We start from the raw sequence: 26326 nt of genomic DNA, 5'->3' as shown, positions 1-26326 counted from the left end.
TTCCTTCGGATGTTTAAGGACGGTAGATCCGCGAACCTACGTTTAACCAGTAGCCGGTCTAGACTGTTTGGTGCGGCAAGGGGGCCGCGGGTTCCGATCTCGGGCAAAACATCAGTCTCTCAAAGGTCTCTCGCGGTGAAGTTCAAGGGGTTTGGCAGGAAACGTCCTGCCTCAATGCGTCATAGGGCTGTCCCTGCTACTGCCTTTTCCGTTGTGGTGGCTGTCATCGGTGCCGGGATTTTCCTGCACCCGGGCACGGATACAGCGGACGTTGACCTGCACGACGGCGGGATCTGGGTTACGAACCAGAGTGCCAACCTCGTCGGCCATGTCAATTACCAATCCCGTACGCTCGACGGCGGCTTCCTGGCCAACAGCACCTCGTACGACATCCTTCAGCATGAGGGCGACGTCATGCTGGAAAACTTTGACCAGTCCAGCCTGAGCACGGTGGATACGGCCGCCATGGCCTTTGTCGGCGGCACCCCCATTCCCGATGGCGCCGATACCAGCCTGAGCAATGACCTGCTGGTGGTTACCGATCCGGCGAAGGGACTTGTCTGGGCCATGGACCCGGCAGCCCTGCCGACGTTTACCCCGGACGGACTGGAGCCGGTGCATACCGCTTCCCCGGGAGTCACCGCGGTTGCCGGTCCGGATCAGACCATCATGTTAGCCGAGCCGGAGTCCGGGATCCTGACCACGGTGGAGCTGGACGAACAGTACCTGCCTACCGGGACGAACAGCACGGAAGTTCCCCAGCTACGTGGTGCGGATGAACTGCAGCTGGCAGCCGTGGGGGACCAAGCGGTGGTCCTCGACGCCGCACGGGGACTGGCCTTTAACGGAGCCGGCCGGCAGCTTGACGTCGGTGCGGGTAATTCATCGACTCTCCAGGGCGAACAGGCGGCCGCTTTTCAGGGCGCGCAGCTCCAGCAGTCCGGTGGGGCCAGTACTTACGCGGCGATCGCCACCACGGATGCCCTGGTCAAAGTCCCGTTGGATGGGGATGAGCCCACGGTTCTCGCCGCCAAGGGCGGGACGCCGGCCGCGCCGGTCCAGTTGGATGGTTGTACCCATGCAGCCTGGATCGGGAACGCGCAGTACCTGCGCAGCTGTGAGGATCCGGCCCACAACCTTGACCAGGAGCTGCCCGAACTCGGCGAATCCTCGTTGCCGGTGTTCCGCGTCAACCGGGACAACGTCATCCTCAACGATGCCGTCAGCGGCAATGTCTGGCTGGTCAAGGATGACCTGGTGCTGGTGGATAACTGGGAAGAGCTGCTGCCGCCGCCGGACGAGACCGACGAGGAAGAGGAGACGGCGGACACTACGACCAACAACACTCTGCCGGACCGCACCGAGGCTAACCGTCCGCCCTTGGCCGTAGCCGATGAATTCGGCGTTAGGCCGGGCCGGACCACCGTGCTGCCGGTGCTGGACAACGATTCGGATCCTGACGGCGATGTCCTGACCTCCGCCGTCCGCGGTGAGCAGCCGGATATCGGCCAGGTCCAGCGCATCTATAACGGCGGCGGACTGCAAATCAGAGTCGCCGAGGATACCGAGCCCGGCACGCGCTCCTTCAGTTACCAGGCCGACGACGGCCGGGGCGGTACCGCCGATGCCGACGTCACCCTGCGGATCCGCGGCGACGACGAAAACGGTGCCCCGCAGCAGAAGCGCAAGACGGTCATCCAGCTGGAACAAGGCAAGTCAATTACCCAGAACGTGCTGAATGACTGGACGGACCCGGACGGCGATGATCTGTACCTGGACGAGGGCTCGGCACCCGGTGACAATCAGGTGGCAGTGCGCAGGGACGGCCTGCTGACATTCCAGGACGCCGGCGAGGAACCGGGCCGCAAGGAAGTGCGGATTTCGGTCTCGGACGGGCGCAGCACCACCGACGGCGTGGTGACCATCGACGTCCGCCCCACCGGTTCGCTCGCTCCGGTGGCCAACGCGGACCACGTCTCCGTGGTGGCAGGGCAGGACCTGCGTATCAGCCCGCTGGAGAATGATCTGGATCCGCGCGGCGGCACGCTTTCGCTGGCCCGCGTGGATGTGGAGGGCCAAGGGGAAGTCGAACCGGACTTCGCCTCCAATACTTTCGTTTTCAAAGCCGCCCCGGTTGGGCGGTACTACGCGACCTACCTCGTGACTAACGGTCCGCTGAGTTCAACCGGCCTGGTCCGGGTGGACGTCCTCGGCAGCGCCCGCGAGGGCGCACCCGTGGCCACCCGGGATACGGCACTGCTGCCCGCCAACGGGGAAGTGCTCGCGGACGCCCTGGCCAACGATTCGGATCCCGGCGGCGGGGTGCTGGTCATCCAGGGCGTCTCCGCGCCCGGTAACGACGCGATCTCCGTGGCCGTGCTCGAGCACGGGGTCATCCGTATCCAGGACCTGCGGGGCCTCGCAGAACCCACCACCCTGAGCTACACCATTTCCAACGGCAGCCAAAGTGCGGTGGGGGAGATCGCCGTCGTTCCTGTTCCTGCGCCTGAACGGGCGGAGCCGCCGAAGGCTAATCGCGACACCGCCCGCGTGCGTGTCGGCGACATCGTGACCATTGACGTGCTGGCCAACGACACCCATCCCAACGGCGACCGGCTCAAACTCGTGCCGGAACTGGTGGAGACGGTGGACGAGTCCGCCGGACGGCTGTTCGTATCCGAGAACTCGCTGCGCTTCATCGCCAGCGCGCAAGCCCGGACCGTCTCGCTGGTTTACGAAGTGGAAGACTCGCTGGGCCAGCGGGACTCGGCCCAGGTGCTGATCCACATCGAGGCGCTGGACGCGGAGAAAAATGACCGGCCCAATCCGCGGCACCTGACGGCCCGTGTCCTTTCGGGCGGCACGGTGCGCATCCCGGTGCCGCTGAACGGTATCGATCCGAACGGGGATTCGGTCAGCCTTACCGGGATCACCAAGGCGCCCACCCAGGGCACAGCGCTGCCGGGCAGCAACTATATCGACTACGTCGCCACCGATGTTGCCCGCGGAACCGACACCTTTACTTACTCCGTCACGGACCGGTTGGGTGCCACCAACACCGCAACGGTGCGGGTGGGCATTGCCCCCGCCGGCGAGACCAACCACGCGCCCGTGCCGGTGGATGACGTCTTCGAATTGCGCCCGGGCCGTGCGGCCGCTTTGGATGTGCTGGCCAACGACACAGATCCCGACGGCGACCGGCTCACCCTGGCCCCGGACGGCGTCGACGGCGCGCAGCTCGGTGCTGAAGCCCGGCAGGAGCGCATCTGGCTGCAAACGCCGGCGGAAGCCGGGGCGCACAACGTCCGCTACCGCGTGGCAGACGGCCGCGGCGGCACGGCGTTGGGAACCGCCACGGTCACGGTCGATCCGGACGCGCCCTTGCAGTCGCCGATCGCCCGCGATGACCGGGTGGAACCGGCGGAGGCCATGGGCCGGACCGCCGTCGACGTGCCGGTACTCGAGAATGACGAGGACCCGGACGGCGTGGCCGACGCACTGGATGTGGAAGTCGATGCGTTCGGCGCCACGGCCACGGTGATGAACGACGGCGTAGTGCGGGTTAATCTCACGGCGGCACCGCAGCTGGTTCCCTACACCGTGACGGACGCGGATTCGCTCAGCGGCACGGCCGTGATCTGGGTGCCAGGGCTGGGCGACCAATTCCCGGTGCTGGCAGAGACGGCGCCGCTTGAAGTCACCGCCGGGCAAAGCCTGACGCTGGAAGTTGCCGACCTTGTCCGGGTGCGCACCGGCCGCACGCCGGTCATCACGCAGGAGGACTCGTTGCGTGCCATCGGTACGGACGGCAGCCCGCTGCTGGCAGATCCCACCACCTTGACCTATACAGCGCACCAGGACTTCGTCGGCCGCGGTTCCGTCACCTTCGAGGTCACCGATGGGACAGGTCCGGATGATCCGGATGGGCTCAAGTCCACCCTGACGGTGCTGATCGATGTCCTCGCCGATCCCAACCGCAACCAGCCGCCGGCCATGCGCAACGGCGCGCTCAACGTTGCGCAGGGGGAGGAGATGCAGACGCTGGACCTGCGCGAGCTGGCCGAAGACCCCAACCAGGACGACGTCGACCGGCTGGACTTCTCGTTATCGGACGCCGTCCCGGCCGGCTTCACCGCTTCGATCGCGGACGGCAGGCTTGAAGCGGCGGCAACGGATGACGCCGCCCTCGGCTCAACCGGGGTTCTGGCGGTAACGGTCACCGATCCCGATGGCGAACAGGCCACGGCGCAGATTTTCCTGAATGTCGTATCCTCCACGAGGCCGCTCGCCGTGGCCAATCCGGACAACCGCGACGACGCGGTTCAGGGTGAGCCGGTCACTGTGGACGTCCTCGCCAATGACACCAACCCGTTCGACTCAGACCCGCTGCGGCTGGTCAGCGCGAGTGTGACAACGGGGGAGGGCCGGGCCGAGGTCGCCGGGGACGCCGTCCGTGTTACGCCGGGCGCCGATTTCACCGGTGTGCTCCAGGTGACTTACACCGTGGGCGACAAGACCGGCCAGGCGGACCGGCAGGTCGACGGGCAGCTGCGGGTCACCGTCCGCGGCAGGCCGGATACCCCTGCCCAGCCGGTGGTGGAATCGGTGGAGGACAGCTCCGTGGTGCTCAGCTGGGCGCCGCCGAACAACAACGGGCTGCCCATCACCGGCTATACCGTCCGCGCCGCGGGCTTCGCGCAGGAATGCGCTGCCACCACCTGCACGCTGACCGGACTCACCAACAACGTGGTGTACAACTTCACCGTGGAAGCAACCAACGACGCCGGCACCTCCGAGGTTTCGCCGTCGTCGGCCGATGCGCGTCCCGACACCCGGCCGGACAAGCCCCAGCCGCCCGCACTGGTCAGCGGTGACGGCAGCCTGGCGGTCAGCTGGGCGCCGGCCACCAGTTCCGGCTCGCCGGTGGAAGGCTACAACGTGCGCATCACGCCGGCGCCGGCAACGGGCAATCCCACGAAGACCGGGGTGACCGGGACCAGCCTGGTCTGGGAAGGCCTGCAGAACGGGCAGGCCTACACAGTGGCCGTGCAGGCCGTGAACCAGGCGCCGGAGCCGTCCGACTTCAGCGAGCCGTCCGCACCCCAGACCCCGGCGGGTCTGCCGCGGCAGCCGGCGCCGCCGTCGGCCGCCGTTGTTTCTTACGGGAACGAGTCCCAGCTCACAGTCACCTGGCGGGCGCCGGATTCCAACGGCGCACCGATCCAGCACTATGTGCTCTCCGTGTTCCGCGGCGGTGCTCTGCAGCAGAAGCTGGAGACAGCAGGCACCAGCCAGACAGTGACGGTCGCCAATGCGGACCAGGACTATACGTTCGCCGTTGCCGCCTTGAACAAGGTGGGTCAGGGCGAGCCGAGCGCGACCTCCCCGCCCAAGCGCGCAGCGGGCGCGCCGGGCGCTGTTTCCGGGGTCAAACTGGTGGCTCACAACACGGCCGGTGACGGCGGGCAGGTCCAGGCGAGCTTTACTCCGGTGGCAGATTCCGGGCTCAACGGTGCCCGTCGCAGCGAGATCAGCTACAGCTGGACGGCGTCGACCGGGCAGTCGGGCACGTTCTCCGGCAGCGGGCAGCCCGAGGTGCTGGCGGGCTTTACCAACGGGGTGTCCACTTCGGTGACGGTTCGCGCCGTCTCAAGTGCCAGCGGCACCGCCGTGCGCGGTGCCGGCGCCACGTCCGGTTCCGTGGTGCCCTACGGCAAACCGCTGCCGCCCAGGGTGCAGGGCCACGATGCGCCGAAGGGCTCGCAGGACGTCAAGTTCACCTGGGAGACTCCGGTGGCCAACGGGAAGGACGCGGACCGGATCGAATGGCGCCACATCGCAACCACCTACCCTTGGGATGACCCGAACCCGGACCGCGCCGGAGACCTTGCGCCGAGAGCAGGCAGCAAGACGATCAAGACCAGCTGGGATAACTCCACAACCTTGGAATTCCGGGTGTGCGATGTCACCAACGTCTGTTCGGATGGCGTTATTGTCCATGGCAGGACCGGTCCGGCGCCCGGCGGGTAGCCACCGCCGCGCTGCCATGGGTAGTTCTCCCCGTGGCACCGTTTAACCAAGGCGGTTTACACTGTCTGGGGCGGCAAGGGGGCCGCGGGTCCCGGTTCCGGGTAAAAATCAGTCTCTCAAAGGTCTCTCAGCGGTGAATTTCAAGGGTTTCGGCAAGGCGCGCAATGCTGTCTTCCGCCGCAGGGGCATGCCCGCCACCGCCTTCTCCGTGGCGCTCGCCGTGGTCGGCGCGGGCATCTTCCTGCACCCGGGCACGGACACTGCGGACGTGGACCTCAACGACGGCGGCATCTGGGTGACGAATAAGTCCCAGTCCCTGGTGGGCCACCTGAACTACCAGTCCCAATTGCTCGACGGCGGCTTCAAGCCGGCCAGCGCCAGCTTCGACGTCCAGCAGGAAGCAGCCGCGGTGCTGCTGCAGAACCTGGACCAGAATGCCGTCAGCACCGTGAGCGTGGCCGAAATGATCCACGGCGCCGAAAACCAGCTCCCCGGCTCGGCCAAGCTGTCGCTGGGCACCGAGGTGGCCGCTGTCAGCGACCCGGCCTCCGGGCAGGTGTGGGCCGTCGCCGCGAACGGCCTGGACTCCTTCACTCCTGAAGCCACGCAGCCGCTGGCCGAAGACGCACCGGGCGCCATTGCCGTCGTCAGTAACAGCGATACGGTCTATGTGGCCGATCCGGAGGCCGGCAGGCTGACCGGTTACCGTGCCCCCGAGGGCGGCGGCATGTTCGAGGAAGTCTCCGCCCAGGACCTGCCGGGCATCAAGGACGCGGACGGGCTGCAGTTGACCACCGTGGGTGATGAACCGGTGCTGCTGGAGCCGGACGGCGGCACGCTATACCTGCCGTCCGGCAAGGCGGTGGAGCTGGGGGATGCGCAGGACGCCAGGCTGCAGCAACCCGGCGACGCCAGCAAAAGAGTGGCCGTCGCCACCTCGAACGGCCTGATCGCCCAGCCGCTGGACGGCGGCGAGGCGCAGCTGACCGAAATCCTAAACCCCGCGCCGCCCATCGCGCCGGTGCAGGTGGTCGGCTGCATCCACGCCGCGTGGACGGGGGATGCCGGCTACCTGCGCGACTGCGCCGATGATGCCTTCGACCTGTCGCAGCCCATTCCGTCCCTGTCCGCCCAGTCGGAGCTGGTGTTCCGGACCAACCGGGACGTGGTGGTGCTCAACGACGTCAACGCCGGCAACGTCTGGCTGGTCAACAAGAACCTGCAGCTGGTCAACAACTGGGGCGATCTGATCCCGCCGAAGGGCGACGACGAGGACGACACCACCGAATCCGCCGACATCACCGCGGCCACCCGGCTGCCGGAGCGCCAGGAGGAAAACCAGGCGCCGGTCGCCGTGGCCGATGAGTTCGGCGTCCGCGCCGGCCGCACCACCGTGCTGCCGGTGCTCTTCAATGACTCGGACCCGGACGGCGACCTGCTCACCGTCACCATCAACGGCGACCAGCCCGCCACCGGAACCGTCCAGCGGATCTACCAGGGGACCGGCCTGCAGATCGTGCTGCCCGAGGACGCTACTGGTTCGTCGTCGTTCAATTATGAGGTCAATGACGGCCGCGGCGGCACGGACACCGCCCAGGTCAGGCTCCGCGTGGTGCCCGAAGGTTCCAACGCGGCGCCGGAACAGAAGCGCGAGACCATCCTGGCGGTCGAATCCGGGCAGAGCCTGGGCCGGAACGTGCTCACGGACTGGCTGGATCCGGACGGCGATGACCTGCTGCTGATGGGCGCGGTGGCGGAGGATCCGGGGGACATCGTCCGCACCCGGCCGGACGGCGTGCTCACCTACCAGGACGTGGGGACTTCCGACGGCGAGAAGAAGGTCACCATCACGGTCTCCGACGGCCGCACCAGCGCCACCGGCGAGGTGACGGTGGAGGTTGAACCGCGCGGCGAGCTGGCCCCGGTGACCAATCCGGACCATGTGCGCACCACGGTGGGCGAGGAAGCCACCATCTTCCCGTTGCGCAACGATGCGGACCCCACCGGCGGCTCCATGCGGCTGGCCAGCGTCGGCGAGGTGCCCAATGCCGCCGTGCAGGGGAATTACGACGTCGGCACGGTCACCTTCAGCTCCGCTGCCGCCGGCACCTACTATCTTGAGTACCTGGCCACCACCGGCCCCACGAGTTCCCCGGGGCTGATCCGGGTGGACGTCACCGAAGCCGAGCAGGGCAGCGGCGTGCCCACGGCGGTACGCGATGTGGTGCTGCTGCCCTCGCGGGGCGAATCGTTGGTGGACGTGCTGGCGAATGACTCGGATCCGGCCGGCGGGGTGCTGGTGGTCCAGTCCGTTTCCGTGCCGCGCGGGGCCCCGGTGGACGTGGCAGTGCTCAACCACTCCATCCTGCGCGTCAACGATGCCCGCGGGCTGACTTCGCCGCTGACCATTACCTACACCGTCTCCAACGGCTCCGGCAGCGCCACCGGCGAGGTGGCGATCTTCCCGGTCCCCGCGCCGGCCAAGCTGCTGCCGCCGCGGGCCAACAATGACGAGGCGGTGGTCCGGGCCGGCGACATTGTCAACATCCCGGTGCTGGAGAACGACGAACATCCCAACGGCGCCGCCCTGACGCTGGACACGGAACTGGTGGAAGCCCCCGCCGCGGCGGACGGCACCATCGCGATCTCCGGCAACCAGCTGCGGTTCAAGGCCGGACCGGAGGCAAACGGTGGAAAAACAGTCACCGCCGTCTACCGGATCAGCGGACCGGACGGCCAGGTGGCCAGCGCGCAGGTGCGGATCCGCATCACCGAAACGGACACCGCAAACAATGCCCGCCCGGTGCCGAAGAACCTGACCGCCCGCGTGCTGGCGGGCAAGACCGTGAGCATTCCGGTGCCGCTGGACGGCATTGATCCCGACGGCGACTCGGTCAGCCTGGCCGGCCTGGAACGCGCGCCGACGCTGGGCACCGCGGTGATCAAGGCCGCCGCCATCGAATACACTGCCGGCAGCGGTTCCACCGGCACGGACACCATCAGCTATGTGGTCCAGGACCGGCTCGGTGCGCGTTCCACCGCGACCATTTCCATCGGCATTGCCCCGTCCTCGGACGCCAACCAGCCGCCCAACGCCGTCGATGACGAGGCGAGCGTGCGGCCCGGCCGCAACCTGTCGGTGGACGTGCTCAAGAATGATTCGGACCCCGACGGCGACCGTATCGCCTTTGCTGCCGACGGCCTCGGCTCGGACGCGGACCTCCAGCTGAGCCTGCGGGAGGGACGCCTCCGGATTGCTGCCCCGGAAACGGAAGGCACCGCCGTCGTTCGCTATACCATCACCGACGGCCGCGGCGGCACCTCCACCGGGACGCTGACCGTGAAGGTGGATCCCGACGCGCCGCTGCTGCCGCCGGTGGCGCGGGATGACCGGGTGGCGGTGGCCGAAACCACCGGCAAGGACCAGGTCAGCGTTCCGCTGCTGAACAATGACGAGGACCCCGACGGCGACCTGGGCGGGCTGGCTATCAGCATCGACGACCCGGCCGGCGGCGCTGCCCTGGCCGAGGACCGGACCCTGACCGTGCCCGTGCGGGCCGACACGCAGATCATTGCCTACACCCTCGAGGACGTGGACTCGCTGACCTCCACCGCGTTCGTGGTGGTGCCCGGCAACGGGGACCAGCGGCCGGCGCTGAAGGAACAGCAGCCGCTGGAGGTCCGCTCCGGCGAGCCGCTGGCGCTGGACATCGGGCAGCTCGTGGCGGTCCGCGAGGGCAGGACTCCGCGCCTGACCCAGGATGACAAGGTGGCCGCCGTGGCCGGTTCGGCGCGGATCGACGGCGCCACGGGCCTGACCTTCACCTCCAACGACGGTTACGCCGGTGCCGCGTCCGTCAGCTTCGAGGTCACCGACGGCTCCGGGCCGGATGACCCGGACGGGCTGAAGGCCACCCTGACCGTGCCGATCACGGTGCTGCCGCTGCCGGAGCAGAACGCGCCGCCCACCTTAAGCGCCAATTCGCTGCAGGTGGCGCAGGGCGGCGAGCCAGCGACCCTGGACCTGCGGGAGGCGGCGAGCGACCCCGATCCGCAGGACGCCGACGCGCTGGAGTTTGCGGTGACCGGAGGCTCCGTCGAGGGTGTGGACGTGTCCATCGACGGCAGCGTGCTCACCGCCCGGGCGCAGAACAACGCGGCCAAGGGCGCCGAGGGCACCGTCAACGTCAGCGTCACCGACGGCAACCACGATCCGGTCTCCTCCACCGTGACCATCAGCGTGGTGGCCACCGACCGGCCGCCCGCCGTGGCGGTGGATGACCTGGTGCCGGACGCGCACCAGGGCGAGACCGTGACCGTACCGGTGCTGGCGAACGACTCGAACCCGTTCCCCGAAACGCCGCTGAAGATCCTCAGCGCCCAGCCGCAGGACGGCGGGCAGGGCAGCGTGGTGGTCAACGGCGACACCCTGGCGATCACCCCGAACGAGGACTTCGTCGGCACCATGGGCGTGATCTACCGGATCCAGGACGCCACCGAGGACCCGGACCGCGAGACCGAAGGCCGCGTCACGCTGACCGTGAAGGGCAAGCCGGACGCGCCGAGCACTCCGCGCATGGTCAGCGAGGGCAACCGGACCGCCGTACTGACCTGGGAAGTGCCCGCGGACAACGGTGAACGGATCACTTCCTACACCGTTTCCGGCGGCGGCTTCAGCCAGGAGTGCGCGGCCAACACCTGCACGCTGGAGAACCTGACCAACAACCAGGAGTACAACTTCACCGTGACGGCCACCAATTCGGTGGGGACCTCCGAAGCTTCGCCGGCGTCCGGCGTCGTCCGTCCGGATGTGAAACCCGAAACTCCGGCCGCGCCGCAACTGGTCTTCGGCGACGGCGCGCTGACCGTGACCTGGCAGACGCCGGCGTCGCAGGGTTCGCCGGTGGAGTCCTTCAACCTGGAGATCTCGCCGGCCCCGCCGGTGGGCGAGCTGCAGAAGAACGGCGTCAGCGGGAACTCGCTGGTCTGGAACGGGCTGGCCAACGGCACCGCCTATAAGGTGCGGGTGCAGGCGAACAACCGCGCCTCTACACCGTCCGACTGGGGCGCGTACTCCGCCGAGGAGATTCCCGCCGGCGTCCCCGGCGCCCCGTCGACGCCCACCGCCACGCGGACCACCAGCGCGGTGAACGAGGGCTCGATCGACGTGGCCTGGACCGCGCCGGCCAACACCAACGGCGCTCCGGTGGAAGCGTACGACCTGCGGATCTTCGAGAACGGCGCGCTGGCCGATACCCGCAACGGGCTCTCCGCCGGCACCACCGGTGTGTCGCTGACCGGGCTGAAAACCGCCGGCAGCTACACCTTCGACGTCGTCGCGCACAACAAGGCCGGCGTGGGGGAGCGCAGCGGCCGCTCTGCCGCCGTCGTGCCTTACGGTGTTCCGCACCAGGTGCAGGGCGTGACCGCGGCGGCCACCGGGGCCAACGAGCAGGTCAAGCTGGATTTCGCCGCGCCGTACAACAACGGCAGCGCAATCACCGGCTACGAATACGCGATCGACGGCGGCGGCTGGCGTGCCTTCGGCGGCCCGGGTTCCACCGTCTCGTCGCCGACCAACGGGCAGAATCACACCTGGAAGGTCCGGGCACTGAATGCCGGCGGCCCCGGGGCGGCCAGCCCGGGCTCCAACGCCACCAGCGCCTACGGTCCGATCACCGATGCCTCCAACCTGGCCGCGTCCACTGCCGGGCCGAAAGTGACGTTTACCTGGAACACCAACTGGCAGGCCTACGGCAACGGCCGCCAGATCACCGGCTCCTCGGTCACCGTCAACGGCCAGGCGGTGAACGCCGGCGCCGGCAGCTGGACCAGCCCGGAGGAAGCCAACAAGTCCTACACCATCACGGTGACCGTGAGCCGGTCCGACGGCAGCAGGAGCTTCAGCCGGACCCAGATTGTCCCGCCGGCCGAGATCACGGGGATCTACCGCGGCGATAGGGTGAATGTCGACGGGACCTCCGGCTGGCACTACGTCATCATTGAGTACCGGAATTTCCCCCGGGGCATCCGGGACGTCTGGTGCCGGGCGAATGACACCAACCTGGATCCGAACTACGGGCGCGCACCGATAGGATTTGCCCATAGCGGCAGGGTCCAGACCAAATGCATCGCGAAAATCGATTCCCCCGAACCAGGTGCCATCACCATGTCCGTGGAAGGAATGGGAGATTTTCAGTTCTCCAACTGGAGCGGCTGACGGCCGGCTCCGCACATATTGCCCCAACCGATTTATTTCCGCCCTGTACAAGAGAAAGACACAATCCCCATGACGATGACAGCAGAGCAGGCCGATTGGTTCGCCGGAACCTTCGAGAAGCTGGTCGGCAACGTCGGCCAAGCCGTGCTGGGCAAGCCGCACGTGGTCAAGCTGATCCTGACCGCGATGCTCGCCGAAGGCCACGTGCTGCTTGAGGATGCGCCGGGCACGGGCAAGACCATGCTGGCCCGCTCGCTCGCGGCCACTGTGCAGGGCACAAACTCCCGCATCCAGTTCACGCCCGACCTGCTGCCCTCGGACGTCACCGGCATCACCATTTATGACCAGAAGACGCAGAACTTCGAGTTCCACAAGGGCCCGATCTTCGCGAACGTGGTGCTGGCGGACGAGATCAACCGCGCCTCGCCCAAGACCCAGTCCGCGCTGCTGGAGGTCATGGAGGAATCCCGCGTGACGGTGGACGGCGTCACCTACGAGGCCGGCCGGCCGTTCATGGTCATCGCCACGCAGAACCCGATCGAGCAGGCCGGCACCTACCGCCTGCCCGAGGCCCAGCTGGACCGCTTCCTGATCAAGACCTCCATCGGTTACCCGGATCTGGCCTCCATGGTGGAGCTGCTCGGCGGCAGCACCACGCGGGACCGTTCGCTGGCGCTGAAGCCGATCATCACAACCGCGGCCGTGACCGACATGGCGGATCTGGCCACCACCAACCACACCGATACCGCGGTGCTGGAGTATGTCTCGCACCTTTGCGACGCGACCCGCACGGCCGACGAGACCCGGCTGGGCGTGTCCGTTCGCGGCGCACTGGCGATGGTCCGGGCGGCCAAGGTCTGGGCCGCCGTCCATGGCCGCAACTATGTGCTGCCGGACGACATCAAGGAACTTGCCCCGGTGGTCTGGACGCACCGTTTCGTGATGGACCCCGAGGCCGAATTCGCTGGCGCCACCCCCGAGGCCGTGCTCAAGCGCGTGCTGGCCGAGGTGGCCGCACCGCAGCAGCGCAGCGTCGCGGTTTAATGTCCACCACAAAAGCGGGTGCCGGCGGCGTCCGGCTCAAACGCCTGCTGCGCAAGGCAACACCGGAACGCAGCAGCAAACTGCATCCGGCGTCGCTGCTGAAGCTGGCCAGGGAAACGGCGGCGTTGGCCGGCGAGTTCCTGGCGCCGCATTGGCAAAGAACGACGGCGGTACTCGCCAAATACGTCCAGCCGACGGTTTCCATCGTCTCGCCGCTGGGCTGGATTGTGCTGGGCACGGCCGTGCTGTTGTTTGGCCTCGGCGCCGCCTACGGCTGGGCTGAAGCCAAGGCCGGCGGGCTGATGGCGGTGCTGCTGCTGCTGATCGCCGTCGGCTTTGTGCTCGGGCGCTCCTCCTATGGCGTGCAACTGGATCTCGCCCGCACCCGTGTGGCCGTGGGGGACCACGCCATCGGCAGCGTAGAAGTCACCAATACCGACCCCAAGCCCCTGCTGCCGGCCGCGCTGGAACTGCCGGTGGGCGCCTCCACCGCGGTGTTCCACCTGCCGCGGATGAAGCCCGGCCAGGTGCACGAGGACCTCTTCACCATCCCCACCCAGCGCCGCGCGGTCATTGTCGTCGGACCGGTACGCTCTGTGCGGGCGGATCCGCTGGGGCTGCTGCGCCGGCAGATGATGTGGACCGAGCCGACCGATCTGTTCGTGCACCCGAAGACCACCGCGCTGATCGGCTCTGCCTCCGGTTTCATCCGTGACCTGGAAGGGCTGCCCACCAAGGACCTCTCCAGCGCGGATGTGTCCTTCCACGCGCTGCGCGACTACGTTCCGGGCGATGACCGCCGGCACATCCACTGGAAGACCACCGCCCGCACCAACGAGCTGATGGTCCGCCAGTTCGAGGAAACCCGCCGCGCCCATCTGGCCGTCGCCGTTTCCACGAACACCGAGGAGTACCCCAGCGAGCATGACTTAGAGCTCGCCATCTCCGTAGCCGCCTCCATCGGCCTGCAGGCCATCCGGGAACAGCGCAACCTCTCGGTGCTCACGCAGCAGGGGCCGATGCGGACCGAGACCGGGCGCAACCTGCTGGACGAAATGACCCGGATCGAAGGCCGGCCGCAACGCGCGACGGCGGTCGACCTTGCGCGGACCGCGGCCGACACGGTACCGAACGCCTCCGTCTTCTTCCTGGTGGTCGGCGAACATGTCACCGCCACCCAGCTGCGCCGCGCCGCGGCTGCCGTCCCGCCCGGCATCCGCGCCTTTGCCATCCGCTGCGCCCACGGACTGGACGCGGGCAAAGCCTCCATCGGCGATCTGACCGTCCTCTCGCTGGGCAACCTGGACGACCTGGCCATCATTCTGCGAAAGGCTGCCGCATGAGCGCCCCCGACAGCCCCGGGAACGAACCCAGGCGCAGCCGCCGCCGGGCCACTGCACCACGGGAAGAGGCCGCCTCTCGCCGGAACCGGACCGCTGCACCCCGTGAGCAGGCCTCCGCCACGAGGGAACGAGCCGCATCACACGACCGTGGGCTGCCCGGGCAGGAGCGCGGGCTGGTGCTGCCGCGTTCCTGGCAGCACCTCGGCATTGATGCCGCCGTGCTCACCCTGCTGCTGGGGATGGGTGTGCTTGGCTTCCACAACGTCTTCGCGGGCGAACCGCGTTATCTGGTCGCCGGGTTCGGCGGCGTCCTGGTCGGGCTTGGCCTGGCCCTGGCCTGCTCCTGGTACCGGCTGGGCCTGCTGGCCACCGCGACGGCCGGCCTGCTGACCTATGTGCTGCTCGGCAGCGCCTTTGCCGCGCCCACCCAGGCGATTGCCGGCGTCGTACCTTCGCTGGACTCCCTGCGCACCGTCCTGACCGGCTTCATCTTCGCCTGGAAGGACATCCTCACCGTAGCCGCGCCGGTGGGTGTCAACGGCGGCATGCTGGTGGTCCCGTTCCTGGGCTCGCTGGCGGCGGCGCTGCTGGCCGGCACGCTGGCGTGGCGGGTCAAGACTCCGTACTGGACGATTCTGCCCGTGACGGCGATGTTCATCCTGGGCATCGCGTTTGGCACCAACGCGCCCACGCTGCCGCTGCTGCGCGGCGTGCTGCTGGTGGCCGGGGCCGTATCATGGCTGGCCTGGCGCCGGCACATTTCCCGCACCGACAGCACCGCCCACGTCTCCGCCAATCCGCAGGCCGCCGACGCCGCCGCCCACCGGACCGGCGTGCTCCGGCGGCTGGGGCTGGGCGCCGGAGTGCTGGCGCTGGCGACGGCGGTTACCGCGCTGGCCGGCCCCGCGCTGACCGCAGGTGGTGAGCGCAAGGTGCTGCGCGACGTCGTTGTTCCCCCGGTGGAGCTGTACGACTACCCGTCGCCGCTGATGGACTTCCGCCAGTTTGTGAAGGACAAGTCCGAGGACACACTCTTCACGGTGCAGGGCCTGCCGCCGGGGGAGCGGGTGCGGCTGGCCGCGCTGGATACGTACGACGGCGTGGTCTACAACGTGAATCCGCAAAGCGGCGGCAACTACGCACCCGTGGGCGACGCGCAGTCGCTGGGCAACGTGGACGGCGACGGCGGAAACCCGAACTCGAACACTGCGCAGATGACGTTCAACATCGCCGACTACAACGGCGTGTGGCTGCCCGCCGGGGGACAGCTCAACGGCGTGGCGATGGACGGGCCGCGGGCCGACGAGGTGGCCGGATCCCTCTACTACAACGAAGACTCCGAAACCGCCCTCTCCACCCGGTACATCCGGCCCGGCGACAACTACTCGGTCAACGTGTCGTTTCCGGCCAAGCCCGAGGACGGGCAGCTGGCCCAGTACGATTTCGCGCCGCTGAACCTGCCCGAACCAGAGCAGGTGCCCAACATCACCGGGACCAAGGCCAACGAACTGGTGGGGGATGAAACCGTGCCGATCGAGCAGGTCCGCCAGCTGGAGCGGAGCCTGCACGAGAACGGCTTCTTCTCCAATGGCAAGGAGGACGAGGCGCGCAGCCTCTCCGGGCACAGCGCCAGCCGGATGACCGCGCTGCTGGACGCCGAGCAGATGATTGGCGACGACGAGCAGTACGCGGTGGCGATGGCGCTGATGGCCCGCCATCTGGGCATGCCCGCCCGCGTGGTGATGGGTTTCTACCCGGATCCCAGCATCGAGCGCACCGCCGGACAACCGGTGGAGATCAAGGGCAAGGACGTCCACGCCTGGGTGGAGATCGCGTTCACGAACGCCGGCTGGGTGGCCTTCGACCCGACACCGGACAAGGACAACGAGCCGACCCCGCCGCAGCAGCAGCCGAAGTCGACACCGAAGCCACAGGTGCTCCAGCCGCCGCCACCACCGCAGGAACCGGCCGAGCTGCCGCCGGACTCCGCGCCGGAACCGCAGGACGCCGAGCAGAACGAGAAGGGCTTCTGGGAGCAGTGGGGCTGGCTGGTGACTGCCATCGGCGTGGCCATGATTCCGCTGGCCATCCTGCTGATCCCGCTGCTGCTGATCGCCTGGCTGAAGCTGCGCCGCCGCAAGCGCCGCGCCGCCGAAGGCCTGCCCAGCACCCGCGTCAGCGGCGGCTGGAGCGAGGTCATGTCGCTGGCCACGGACATGGGCGCCAGCGCCAATGCCAAGGCCACCCGGCGCGAGCATGCCAGCGAGCTGGCGGACGCTTTCCCCGCGGCCTCCGGCACGACGACGGCGTTGGCGCACCGGGCGGACGCTGCCGTGTTCGGCGGCGTCGAGCCCACCGAGGTGCAGGTGCGCGAGTACTGGGACATGGTGGAGAAATCGCTGGACGAAATCGGCTCGTCGGTGGGCTTCTGGAAGCGCCAGCGGGCGCGGTTCTCGCCCCGCTCGCTGGTGGCCGAGGCACGCTTCCGGCTGTCACAAAAGCTCGGCAAGGGCGTGTCCGGCCGGTCCTTTGGCACCGCCGAGAGCACAAACCGTAAAGTAGAGTCACCGACCGAGGAACAACACAAGGGAGTGAGCCATACGTGGCAGCAAGACTGAACCTCGTCAGCGCTTCAGCTGGCAAGCGGGTCGGCGCGTGGCTGATCGACAAACTCCCTCCCGCCGTGCTGGTGGGCATCGGCTACGGCGTGGGCATAGTCGGGCTGCTGGGTGCAGCCGGTGCCGGCACTGAAGAGGCCGCGGCCTCCGCCGCCGCCGGCCTGTTCCTCTGGCTGGGCATCACCTCGCTGCTGGCCCTGGCCTACGGCATCTGGAAGTGGGGCTGGGAAGCGCGGACGGGAAAGACCCCGGGCAACGTTTTGCTCGGGCTGCGGACCTCTAATGAGGACGGCAACGCCCCCGGCTGGGCGGCCATCTTCATCCGCGGCCTGATCATCGCCGTCGGCGGACTGGTCCCGGTTGTCGGTGCGGTCATCGTGGTCATTTCCAACCTCTGGGACGCGAACCACCAGCGGCAGGGCTGGCACGACAAAGTCGCCAAGACCCTGGCCCTGGATGTGAACGCCGGCCGCGACCCGCTGACCACCGGGGGTCTTTACGGCCACAGCACCTTCACGCCGAACGGCGGGCCGGCGGGCGTTCCGCAGGCAAGTTATGCCGGGGCAGCCAGCGCCGGCGCCTCGACCGGCGCTCACAGCGGCGGCCTGATGGGAGAGCCGTCCGGCAACGGCGGTGCACCCGCCGGCGGTCCCGGTTCCGAGCCGAGCCCGCAGTGGCCGCCCTTCGACGACAATGCTGCCCGTTCGGGCGGCATCATCTCCGGCATCCCGGGCTTCAGCGGCACTCCCGCAGTCAGCACCCCCGCTGGCAACACGCCCGCCGGTAACGCACCCGCCCGCGCCACCGCAGATGGGCTGGCCGCGCCGGCTCATACTTCGGCCGCGCCCGACACCCCGGCACCAGCCGCCCCGGACGTATCTGGACGCTCCGCACCCACTCAAGCAACGCCGTCGCACGTCGATGACGAGTTCGCCTACACCCGCGTCCGCGACGCCGCACCAGCCCCCGCGGACGCAGCCGGTGCCGGGCAGGAACCGGCTGGCATCAAGATCCGCTTCGACGACGGCCGCGAGGTCGCCCTCGGATCCAGCGCGCTGATCGGCCGGAACCCGGCCGCCGCGGCAGGCGAAGAAGTGGAGCAGCTTATCGACTTCGCCGATCTGGACCGCTCCGTTTCCAAGACCCATCTGGAACTGCGCATCGAGGGCGGCGCCGTCTGGGTCAATGACCGCAATTCAACCAATGGCACCGCCGTGACCGGATCGGACGGCGTGCGCCAGCAGCTTGTCCCCGGTGCTCCGGTAGCGGCCAAGTCAGGAGCAACCGTGGAATTCGGCGACCGAAGCTTCGTCATTGGTCACGCATGACCCAGGACAAACCGAGCCATATCGAGAACATCAGGCTCACAGTCGGATCGGGCACGGACCGCGGATTGCGGCGTGAGCTGAACGAGGACTCCTTCACCACCGCATCGCCGCTGTTTGCCGTGGCCGACGGCATGGGCGGCCACGAGGCCGGCGAAGTGGCTAGCCGGATCTGTGTGGAGACGATGACGGAGTACGTCCGCAGCCACGAGCTGGGTGCTGCCGAGTTGCAGCAGCTCATTGCGGATGCCGACCGGCGGATCCGGGCCGCTGCTGGCTCGCGCGCCGGCACCACGGTCACCGGCGCGGCGCTGGTTGAGGAACGCGGCGTGCCGTACTGGCTGGTGTTCAACGTGGGCGATTCGCGGACCTACCGGCTGAACCAGGGCATGTTGGAGCAGATCAGCGTTGACCACTCGGAAGTCCAGGAACTGCTGGAGGCCGGCCGGATCACCGCGCAGGAAGCGCTGGTCCATCCGCGCCGGCACGTGGTGACACGCGCCCTGGGCACCGGCGACGATTCCGAACCGGACTTCTGGATGCTTCCGGTCGAGGCCGGAGACCGCATGCTGATTTGTTCCGACGGCCTCACCTCAGAAGTCAGCGACGAGCACATCCACGCCATCCTCAGCTCCACGGTCCGTCCGCAGGATGCTGTCCAGGCGCTGATCCAAGCCGCGCTGTGCTCGGGCGGCCGCGACAACATCACCGCGATCGTCGTCGATGCGGCCGACGTGGCGCAGGACGCCGCGCAGGCAGCTACTGCGCCGCGTACCGAGGACGAAGAGACCGATACGTTGCCGCGGCTGGAGCCCGGCGGATCCGGGCCGGCGGGACAGCAGGGGCAGATCTGATGGCAGCAATTACCTATTGCCCGGGCCCCTGGCTCGGGCTGGTCCGCGGTGGCACCATCGTGCTGCTGGAACAGAGCGCCCGCGAAGATGTAGTCATGGCCGTGTGGGACGTACTCGGCACGCAGCCCGCACCGGAGTCCGTGCTCGGCTCCGTGGTGAGCGGTTATGGCATGGACTTGGCTTCGATACCGCAGTTCGCCATCGTGTCCTTCCAGGACAAGCTGCACGCGATCCTGCGCGGCGACGTGATCCTGAACAGCGACGGCGTGGGGACATCGGCCGAACTCTCCGGCGCGGGCGTGACCACCTGGACCGAGCGGCTGCTTCCTGCCCAGGAGCTGTTTGACCTGGTGATCAATGACGGGCGCGACGGCGGGGGCCGCTGGCTTCCGCTGGCCGAAGGCATCGTCCAACTGGGCGGCATCCGCGTCGGCGAGGACACAACAGCTAGCCCGGCTGAACCAGCGGCAGGCCCAGTTGCCGCTGCGCCAGGCACGGATGAAGCGCCCGAGCCCAAGGCCGAGCCGGAGCCTGTGCAGCAACCCGGGCCGGAGCCTATGGGCGCTGCTGTTGGAGAGCTCAAGCCGGAACTTGTAGGGCAGCTTGGACCTGCTGACCCACCTGCCTCTGACCGGTCCGAAACGGCTGGACCTGCCGAACGCGCGTCGATGCACGAGGAACTCAATGTCCCGGAGGGCATCGAAGTCACCGGGATCTACGATCCTGATGCCCTGGACGAGGCGGAAGACCTCGATGACACGGTCGTCCATACCAAGGCCCAGCGCGCCAACCTGCCGCCGTCGATGGCCATCCCGTCCCCAGAGAACAAGGTGCCTGCGAGTCCGGCCCCGTCTCCGGCCGCCCCGGCACAGCAGCCTGCCCCGGCCCAGCGGTCCGCGCCGGCAAGCCTGATCGATTCCGTGCCGTGGCTGACGCCGTCGGCTTCCGCGCGGGCACGGGCGGCGGAATCGGCTGCAGCTGAGGCTGCCCGGGATCTGCGCCCGGTGCAGCCGGTGGACCGAACAGCCGAAGCGCCCGAGGGCGACCATGACGGGCAGACCCTGCTGCGCCGCGACCTCCCGAGGGCGCCCAAAACCGCTCCCGTTCCGGATCCGGCACAGCGGCCGGCCACCGGCCCGATGGTGCTGGCCCGCGTCTGCCCGCAGGGGCATGCCAACCCGCCCACGAGTTCCAACTGCAGTATCTGCGCGGCCGGACTGGCCGACGATGCCAGCCAGGTGCAGCGCCCCAACCTGGGCAGGATGCGGCTCTCCACCGGGGAAGTCATCGAGCTTGATCGCCCGGTGATCGTCGGACGCCAGCCGTCCGCCTCGCGCGTGCAGGGCAACGGCATGCCGCGCCTGGTTCAGGTGCGCAGCGTCAGCGGTGACATTTCGCGTTCACATCTGGAGGTGCGGCTGGAAGGCTGGCACGTCATGCTGTGCGATCTGAAAGCGACCAACGGCACCATGCTGATCCGCGAAGGCCAGCCGCCGCGACGGCTGGGACATGGCGAATCGATGATCCTGCTCGACGGCGACATCGCGGACCTGGGCGACGGCATCTCGCTGCGGTTCGAGGACCTGCCGTGAGTTCCAAGCGTCCGCCCGCACCGCCGCCCGCGATCGAGGGCTACCGGTACGTCAGCTTGCTCGGGTCCGGTGGCTTCTCCGACGTCTATTTGTACGAACAGGACCGGCCCAAGCGCAAGGTCGCCGTCAAGGTCCTCGTTGCTGACTTGAAGACCCAAGGCGCGCGCCGCCGCTTCGAGTCCGAGGCGAACCTGATGGCGCAGCTGTCCACCCATCCGTTCATCGTGACCATTTACGAGGCGGACATCACGGGGGACGGCCATTCCTACCTGGCCATGGAGTACTGCTCGCGCCCGAGCCTGGAAGTGCGCTACCGCAGCAGCCCGCTCGGTGTAGATGAAGTGCTCTCGCTCGGCATCCAGGTGGCCTCAGCGGTGGAAACCGCGCACCGCGCCGGGATTGTGCACCGGGACATCAAGCCGGCCAACATCCTGGTCACGGACTACAACCGGCCCGCGCTGACCGACTTCGGCATCTCCGGCACCACGGACAGCATTGACGACGACGCCGGCATGTCCATCCCGTGGTCCCCGCCCGAAGCGTTCCAGGGCGAGGGTGCCGACGGCGTCAAGACCGATATCTGGGCTCTCGGCGCCACGCTCTACACCCTGTTGGCCGGCCGCTCGCCCTTCGTCCGGCCTGGCGGGGACAACTCGCAGCGCGAACTGATGAACCGGATCGCCACGTCACCGGTCCCGCCGTTGCGCCGTGCCGACGTGCCCGAATCCCTTGAGCAGGCTCTCGCCACGGCGATGGCCAAGCCTCCGTCCTCAAGGTTCCCGACGGCCCACGCCTTCGCGCTGGCGCTGCAGCGGATCCAGGCGGAGCTGAACCTTTCGGTCACACCCTTCGAAGTGCTGGAGGAAACCCACCCGGGGGACGAACTGTCGCAGGACGACGGCGGGGAAGCCACCCGGGTGCGCCAGGTGGTCTCGATCGATCCGGACGCGACGACCAACTCGCCCACGGTTTTCCGCCCACGCTTCCCCGAGCGCACCAACAACCCGGATGACCGTACGGTTCTGCGGCCATCTCGCCGCGAAACCGAGAAGACCGGCGGTATGAGCCACGGCGGCCAGGCCGGAGGCTGGGTTCCATCGCCGCCGGCGGGCGTGGAAAATACTACGTACGACGGCGGAGCCGCCACCCAGCCCACCGTCGGCTTTGGTGACGCTCACGACGAAGGCGGGGACACCGCCGTCGTACCTCGGCGCCGGAAGAATCTGGTCGGAATTATCGGCGGAGCCGCCGCGGTGGTTGTCCTGGCCGTGGCAGCCGTGCTGGTGGTCACTGCGCCGGAACCGGAAGCGGCCGAATCGCAGCCGCCGGTCAGCCAGCCGCCGGCCAACGCCATTGAGGGCCTGTCCGGCAATGTGGTGCCGCCGGAAGAACTGGCGGGCAAAGTGGACGGGGACGAGGCTGTCTTCTCCTGGACCAATCCCGACAAGCGCGACGGCGACCTGTTCATCTGGACGCCGGTGACCGCGCTGGGCAAGGGTGAGCCGCAGCGGACGCCGGATTCCGGCGTGAGCATCCCGCTGGCCGAGAAGGACCGGACGTGCATCGAGGTGGTGGTGCTGCGGGCCAACGGAAAGTCATCGGACCCGGTCCGAGGCTGCGCCGACTAACCTAGAAGCAAACAACATCGTGCCCACTGCCGGCTCAGCGGCTGTTAAACGTTGCACGATCAAACACGAGCGACCAAAAGGGGGACCAGCAGTGGCCGAAGTCAGCATCGAGTTCTGCGGTGAATGGTACGACGCCGGGGACGACGACGTATTCAGGATCGGCCGCGAAGGCGACCTGGAAATCGACGACAATCCGTACCTGCACCGGAAGTTCCTGGAGATCTGCCGCTACGAGAACATCTGGTGGCTGGCCAATGTCGGCTCGATGATCTCGGCGACGATCGCGGACACCAGCGGGGGCATGCAGGCCTGGCTGGCGCCCGGGGCGCGGATTCCCATGGTCTTCAGCCAGACCAACGTGGTCTTTACGGCCGGACCGACCACCTATGAGCTCTCGGTGCACGTCAAAACACCGTCCTTCCGGCAGGAAGCCCGGGACCACGACGCGGTGGGGGAGACGACCATCGGTCCGGTGATCTTCACGGATTCGCAGAAGGCACTCATCCTGGCCCTGGCCGAGCCCATGCTTAAGCGCGACGGCACCGGCCTGAGCTCCATCCCCTCCTCCTCGCAGGCTGCCGCACGGCTGGGCTGGCCGATGACCAAGTTCAACCGCAAGCTGGACAACGTGTGCGACAAGCTGGACCGGGTGGGCGTGGCCGGGCTCCGGGGCGGCGGCGGAAAGCTGGCCACCAACCGGCGCGCACGGCTGGTGGAACACGCGGTCACCTCGCATCTGGTGACCGCGGCGGACCTGCCGCTGCTGGAGACCCAGCGGGATCCCGAAGACTGACCCGCTTGTCGTGGCGGATCCCGGCCACGGGCCGTGCTTTAGGGCAAGATAGTTCCGTGAGCAAAGTGGAAGTGCAGGCCAATGAAATCCCCAGTGACGCCCTCCGGGACGAGTACGAGCAGCTGACCGAGGACGTCCGGCGCTACCGCTACGCGTACTACAACGAGGACGCCCCGCTGGTCTCCGACGCCGAGTTCGATCGGCTCTACCGGCGGCTGGAGGAAATCGAAGCGCTGCACCCGGAGATGGTGGCCAACGATTCGCCCACGCAGGAAGTCGGCGGTGAAGTGTCCGCGGCCTTCACTCCGGTGCAGCACCTGCAGCGGATGTACTCGCTGGAGGACGTGTTCTCCCTCGATGAGCTTCAGGTGTGGGTCAGTCGGGCGTCCTCGTCGGTGGAAAAACTCGGCCGCGCGCAGGACCTGAAGTGGTTGACCGAAGTCAAGATCGACGGCCTGGCCGTCAACCTGCTCTACCGCGACGGCGAACTGGTCCGGGCCGCCACCCGCGGCGATGGCCACACCGGTGAGGACATCACCCACAACGCGCTGACCCTCAAGGACATCCCGCGCCGGCTCAAGGGCAAGAACCTGCCGGCCGAAGTGGAGATCCGGGGCGAGGTCTTCATCCCCTCCAAGGCGTTCCTGGAGCTGAACGAGAAGATGGTGGAGACCGGCAAGGCACCCTTCGCCAATCCTCGCAATGCCGCCGCGGGATCCCTGCGGCAGAAGGATCCAGCCCTGACCGCGCAACGGCCGCTGAGCATGTTTGTCCACGGCATCGGCGCCCGAGAGGGCCTGTCCGCGGGCAGCCAGTCGGAGACCTACGCGCTGCTGAAGGAGTGGGGCCTGCCCACCAGCCCCTACTTCAAGGTGCTGGACAGCTACGAGGAGGTGCTGGAGTTCATCCAGCACTTCGGCGACCATCGGCATGACCTGCTGCACGAGATCGACGGCATTGTCATCAAGGTCGACGATTTCGGGCTGCAGCGCGGCCTTGGCCACACCTCGCGGGTGCCGCGCTGGGCGGTGGCCTACAAGTACCCGCCGGAGGAAGTGCACACCAAGCTGCTGGACATCCAGGTCAACGTGGGCCGCACCGGCCGGGTCACGCCGTACGGTGTGATGGAGCCGGTGAAGGTGGCCGGCTCCACCGTCGAGATGGCCACCCTGCACAACCAGGACGTGGTGAAGGCCAAGGGCGTGCTGATCGGGGACACCGTGGTGCTGCGCAAGGCCGGGGACGTGATTCCGGAAATCGTCGGACCCGTGGTGGCGCTGCGGGACGGCTCCGAACGCGAATTCGTGATGCCCACCGAATGCCCGTCCTGCGGCACTCCACTGGCGCCGGCCAAAGAAGGCGACGTCGACATCCGCTGCCCCAACGCGCGGTCCTGCCCCTCACAGCTGCGTGAACGGGTGTTCCATTTGGCCGGGCGCGGCGCGTTCGATATCGAGGCGCTCGGCTGGGAAGCCGCGATCGCCCTCACCCAGCCGGCCGAACCGGCGCAGCCGCCGCTGACCACCGAGGCCAACGTCTTCGACCTCACCCCGGAGATGCTCGCGGACGTGAAGATTGCCCGCGAGAAGAAGTCCAAGGGCGTGGCCACCGGCGAGATCGAACTGGTGCCCTACTTCTACACGAAGGGGACCCCCAAGAAACCCTCGGAGCCGAGCGCCAATACGCGCAAGCTTTTCACCGAGCTGGAAAAGGCCAAGGGCCAGCCGCTGTGGCGGGTCCTCGTGGCCTTGTCCATCCGGCACGTCGGGCCCACTGCCTCGCGCGCGCTGGCGTCGGCGTTCGGGTCCATGGAGGCTATCCGTGCGGCATCGGAAGAGCAGCTCGCAGACGTTGACGGCGTGGGACCGATCATCGCCCGCGCCCTCATCGAGTGGTTCGAGGTCGACTGGCACCGCGAAATCGTGGACACCTGGGCCGCGGCGGGCGTGCGGATGGCAGACGAGGTGGACGAGAGTAAGCCCCGCACGCTGGAGGGGCTGACCATCGTGGTGACCGGCTCGCTGGAAAACTTCAGCCGGGACGAAGCCAAGGAAGCCATCATCAGCCGCGGCGGCAAGGCCTCCGGCTCCGTGTCGAAGAAGACGGACTACGTAGTCGCGGGGGAGAGCGCCGGGTCCAAGCTGGACAAGGCCGAGCAGCTGGGCCTGCACGTGCTGGACGAGGAAGGCTTCGTCAAACTGCTGGAAAACGGGCCGGATAAGGCTATGGTCGGCACGGCAGAAACCGGCGCAGCCGAATCCGGTCCGGAAGGTGCCGGCGCAGACTGAAGCAACACGCGGACTGAGCCGTAAGGAGGAGCCGCATGGAGGGCGAGAGGCAGCAGGATCAGCCAGTGAGCTGGCAGGCCATCTTGGCGGCGCTGGCCAGTTCCAGGCTGCGCGAGCTCTATGCCGCCTTCGTCCTGGGCCAGCAGCCTGAGCTATCGGCCAAGGAACGGAAAAAGCTGCTGGATTCCTCGTTGCTGAACGACGACGACGGACGGCTCGTGGTGAACGAGCAGGCCTTCAAGGCAGCGCTTGCCGGTGCCCGCCGTGCCGAGCCCGAAGGCGCGGAACGCTTCCTCCTCGCGGGCCGGATCGAGGGGCTGCCCAAGCGGGCGACGGACCGCCTGAAGCTGTTCGAGTTCCTGATCCCGCAGATCATCGGCCCCGATGCGACGCTGACGGAGAAGCAGCTGAATGCGAAGCTCGCGGCTTTTACCGATGACGTGCCTCTGCTCCGGCGTGCCCTGGTGGACTACGGCTACCTGGACCGGGAGCGGGACGGCAGCGCCTACCGCCGCGCCCGCTGATAGGACGGTCGCAGCGGGCGGCCACTGTCCGGCCGCGAACACATCGCAGCCGCCCGGCCATTGAGCG

At 68.0% G+C, this 26326-nt stretch carries 12 protein-coding genes; all 12 read left to right on the top strand.

The window, feature by feature from the left end; all coding sequences use genetic code 11:
• Positions 1–174 precede the first annotated feature (174 nt).
• The 12 genes from AC5RWO_RS00930 to AC5RWO_RS00875 all read left to right on the top strand — a co-directional run bounded on the left by AC5RWO_RS00930 (position 175) and on the right by AC5RWO_RS00875 (position 26259).
• The gene (locus AC5RWO_RS00930; RefSeq protein ID WP_498728669.1) at positions 175–6030 is read left to right on the top strand and encodes an Ig-like domain-containing protein; all 5856 of its coding nucleotides are present in this window, start codon (positions 175–177) and stop codon (positions 6028–6030) included.
• Between the two features lie 133 nt (positions 6031–6163).
• Positions 6164–12250 (top strand): Ig-like domain-containing protein, encoded by a 6087-nt coding sequence (locus AC5RWO_RS00925; protein WP_498728668.1) that lies wholly within the window; start codon positions 6164–6166, stop codon positions 12248–12250.
• A 69-nt stretch (positions 12251–12319) separates the two neighbouring features.
• On the top strand, positions 12320–13294 hold the full coding sequence (locus tag AC5RWO_RS00920) for an AAA family ATPase (protein WP_498728666.1): 975 nt from the start codon (positions 12320–12322) through the stop codon (positions 13292–13294).
• Complete coding sequence (locus AC5RWO_RS00915) at positions 13294–14637, top strand: DUF58 domain-containing protein (RefSeq protein WP_498728664.1); 1344 nt, start codon at positions 13294–13296, stop codon at positions 14635–14637. The genes AC5RWO_RS00920 and AC5RWO_RS00915 overlap by 1 nt, the downstream gene beginning before the upstream one ends.
• Positions 14634–17255 (top strand): transglutaminase-like domain-containing protein, encoded by a 2622-nt coding sequence (locus tag AC5RWO_RS00910; RefSeq protein WP_498728663.1) that lies wholly within the window; start codon positions 14634–14636, stop codon positions 17253–17255. The genes AC5RWO_RS00915 and AC5RWO_RS00910 overlap by 4 nt, the downstream gene beginning before the upstream one ends.
• On the top strand, positions 17240–18583 hold the full coding sequence (locus AC5RWO_RS00905; protein WP_498728661.1) for an RDD family protein: 1344 nt from the start codon (positions 17240–17242) through the stop codon (positions 18581–18583). The genes AC5RWO_RS00910 and AC5RWO_RS00905 overlap by 16 nt, the downstream gene beginning before the upstream one ends.
• On the top strand, positions 18580–19434 hold the full coding sequence (locus AC5RWO_RS00900) for a PP2C family protein-serine/threonine phosphatase (RefSeq protein WP_498728659.1): 855 nt from the start codon (positions 18580–18582) through the stop codon (positions 19432–19434). The genes AC5RWO_RS00905 and AC5RWO_RS00900 overlap by 4 nt, the downstream gene beginning before the upstream one ends.
• On the top strand, positions 19434–21026 hold the full coding sequence (locus tag AC5RWO_RS00895; protein ID WP_498728657.1) for an FHA domain-containing protein: 1593 nt from the start codon (positions 19434–19436) through the stop codon (positions 21024–21026). Before AC5RWO_RS00900 ends, AC5RWO_RS00895 begins: the two co-directional genes overlap by 1 nt.
• Positions 21023–22654, top strand: coding sequence for a serine/threonine-protein kinase (locus tag AC5RWO_RS00890; RefSeq protein ID WP_498728655.1), 1632 nt, complete (start codon positions 21023–21025; stop codon positions 22652–22654). The genes AC5RWO_RS00895 and AC5RWO_RS00890 overlap by 4 nt, the downstream gene beginning before the upstream one ends.
• A gap of 91 nt (positions 22655–22745) precedes the next feature.
• Positions 22746–23447, top strand: a complete 702-nt coding sequence (locus AC5RWO_RS00885) for a hypothetical protein (RefSeq protein ID WP_498728653.1) — start codon at positions 22746–22748, stop codon at positions 23445–23447.
• A gap of 56 nt (positions 23448–23503) precedes the next feature.
• Positions 23504–25735 carry an NAD-dependent DNA ligase LigA gene (gene ligA, locus AC5RWO_RS00880; RefSeq protein WP_498728652.1) on the top strand — a complete coding sequence of 744 codons (2232 nt, stop codon included), beginning with the start codon at positions 23504–23506 and terminating at the stop codon, positions 25733–25735.
• A gap of 35 nt (positions 25736–25770) precedes the next feature.
• Entirely contained in the window at positions 25771–26259 is a 489-nt protein-coding gene (locus AC5RWO_RS00875) for a DUF2087 domain-containing protein (RefSeq protein ID WP_498728651.1), read from the top strand.
• Positions 26260–26326: the final 67 nt, after the last annotated feature.

The organism is Arthrobacter sp. B055-34, assembly GCF_059090425.1.
This window is presented reverse-complemented; position numbering and strand designations above follow the sequence as displayed.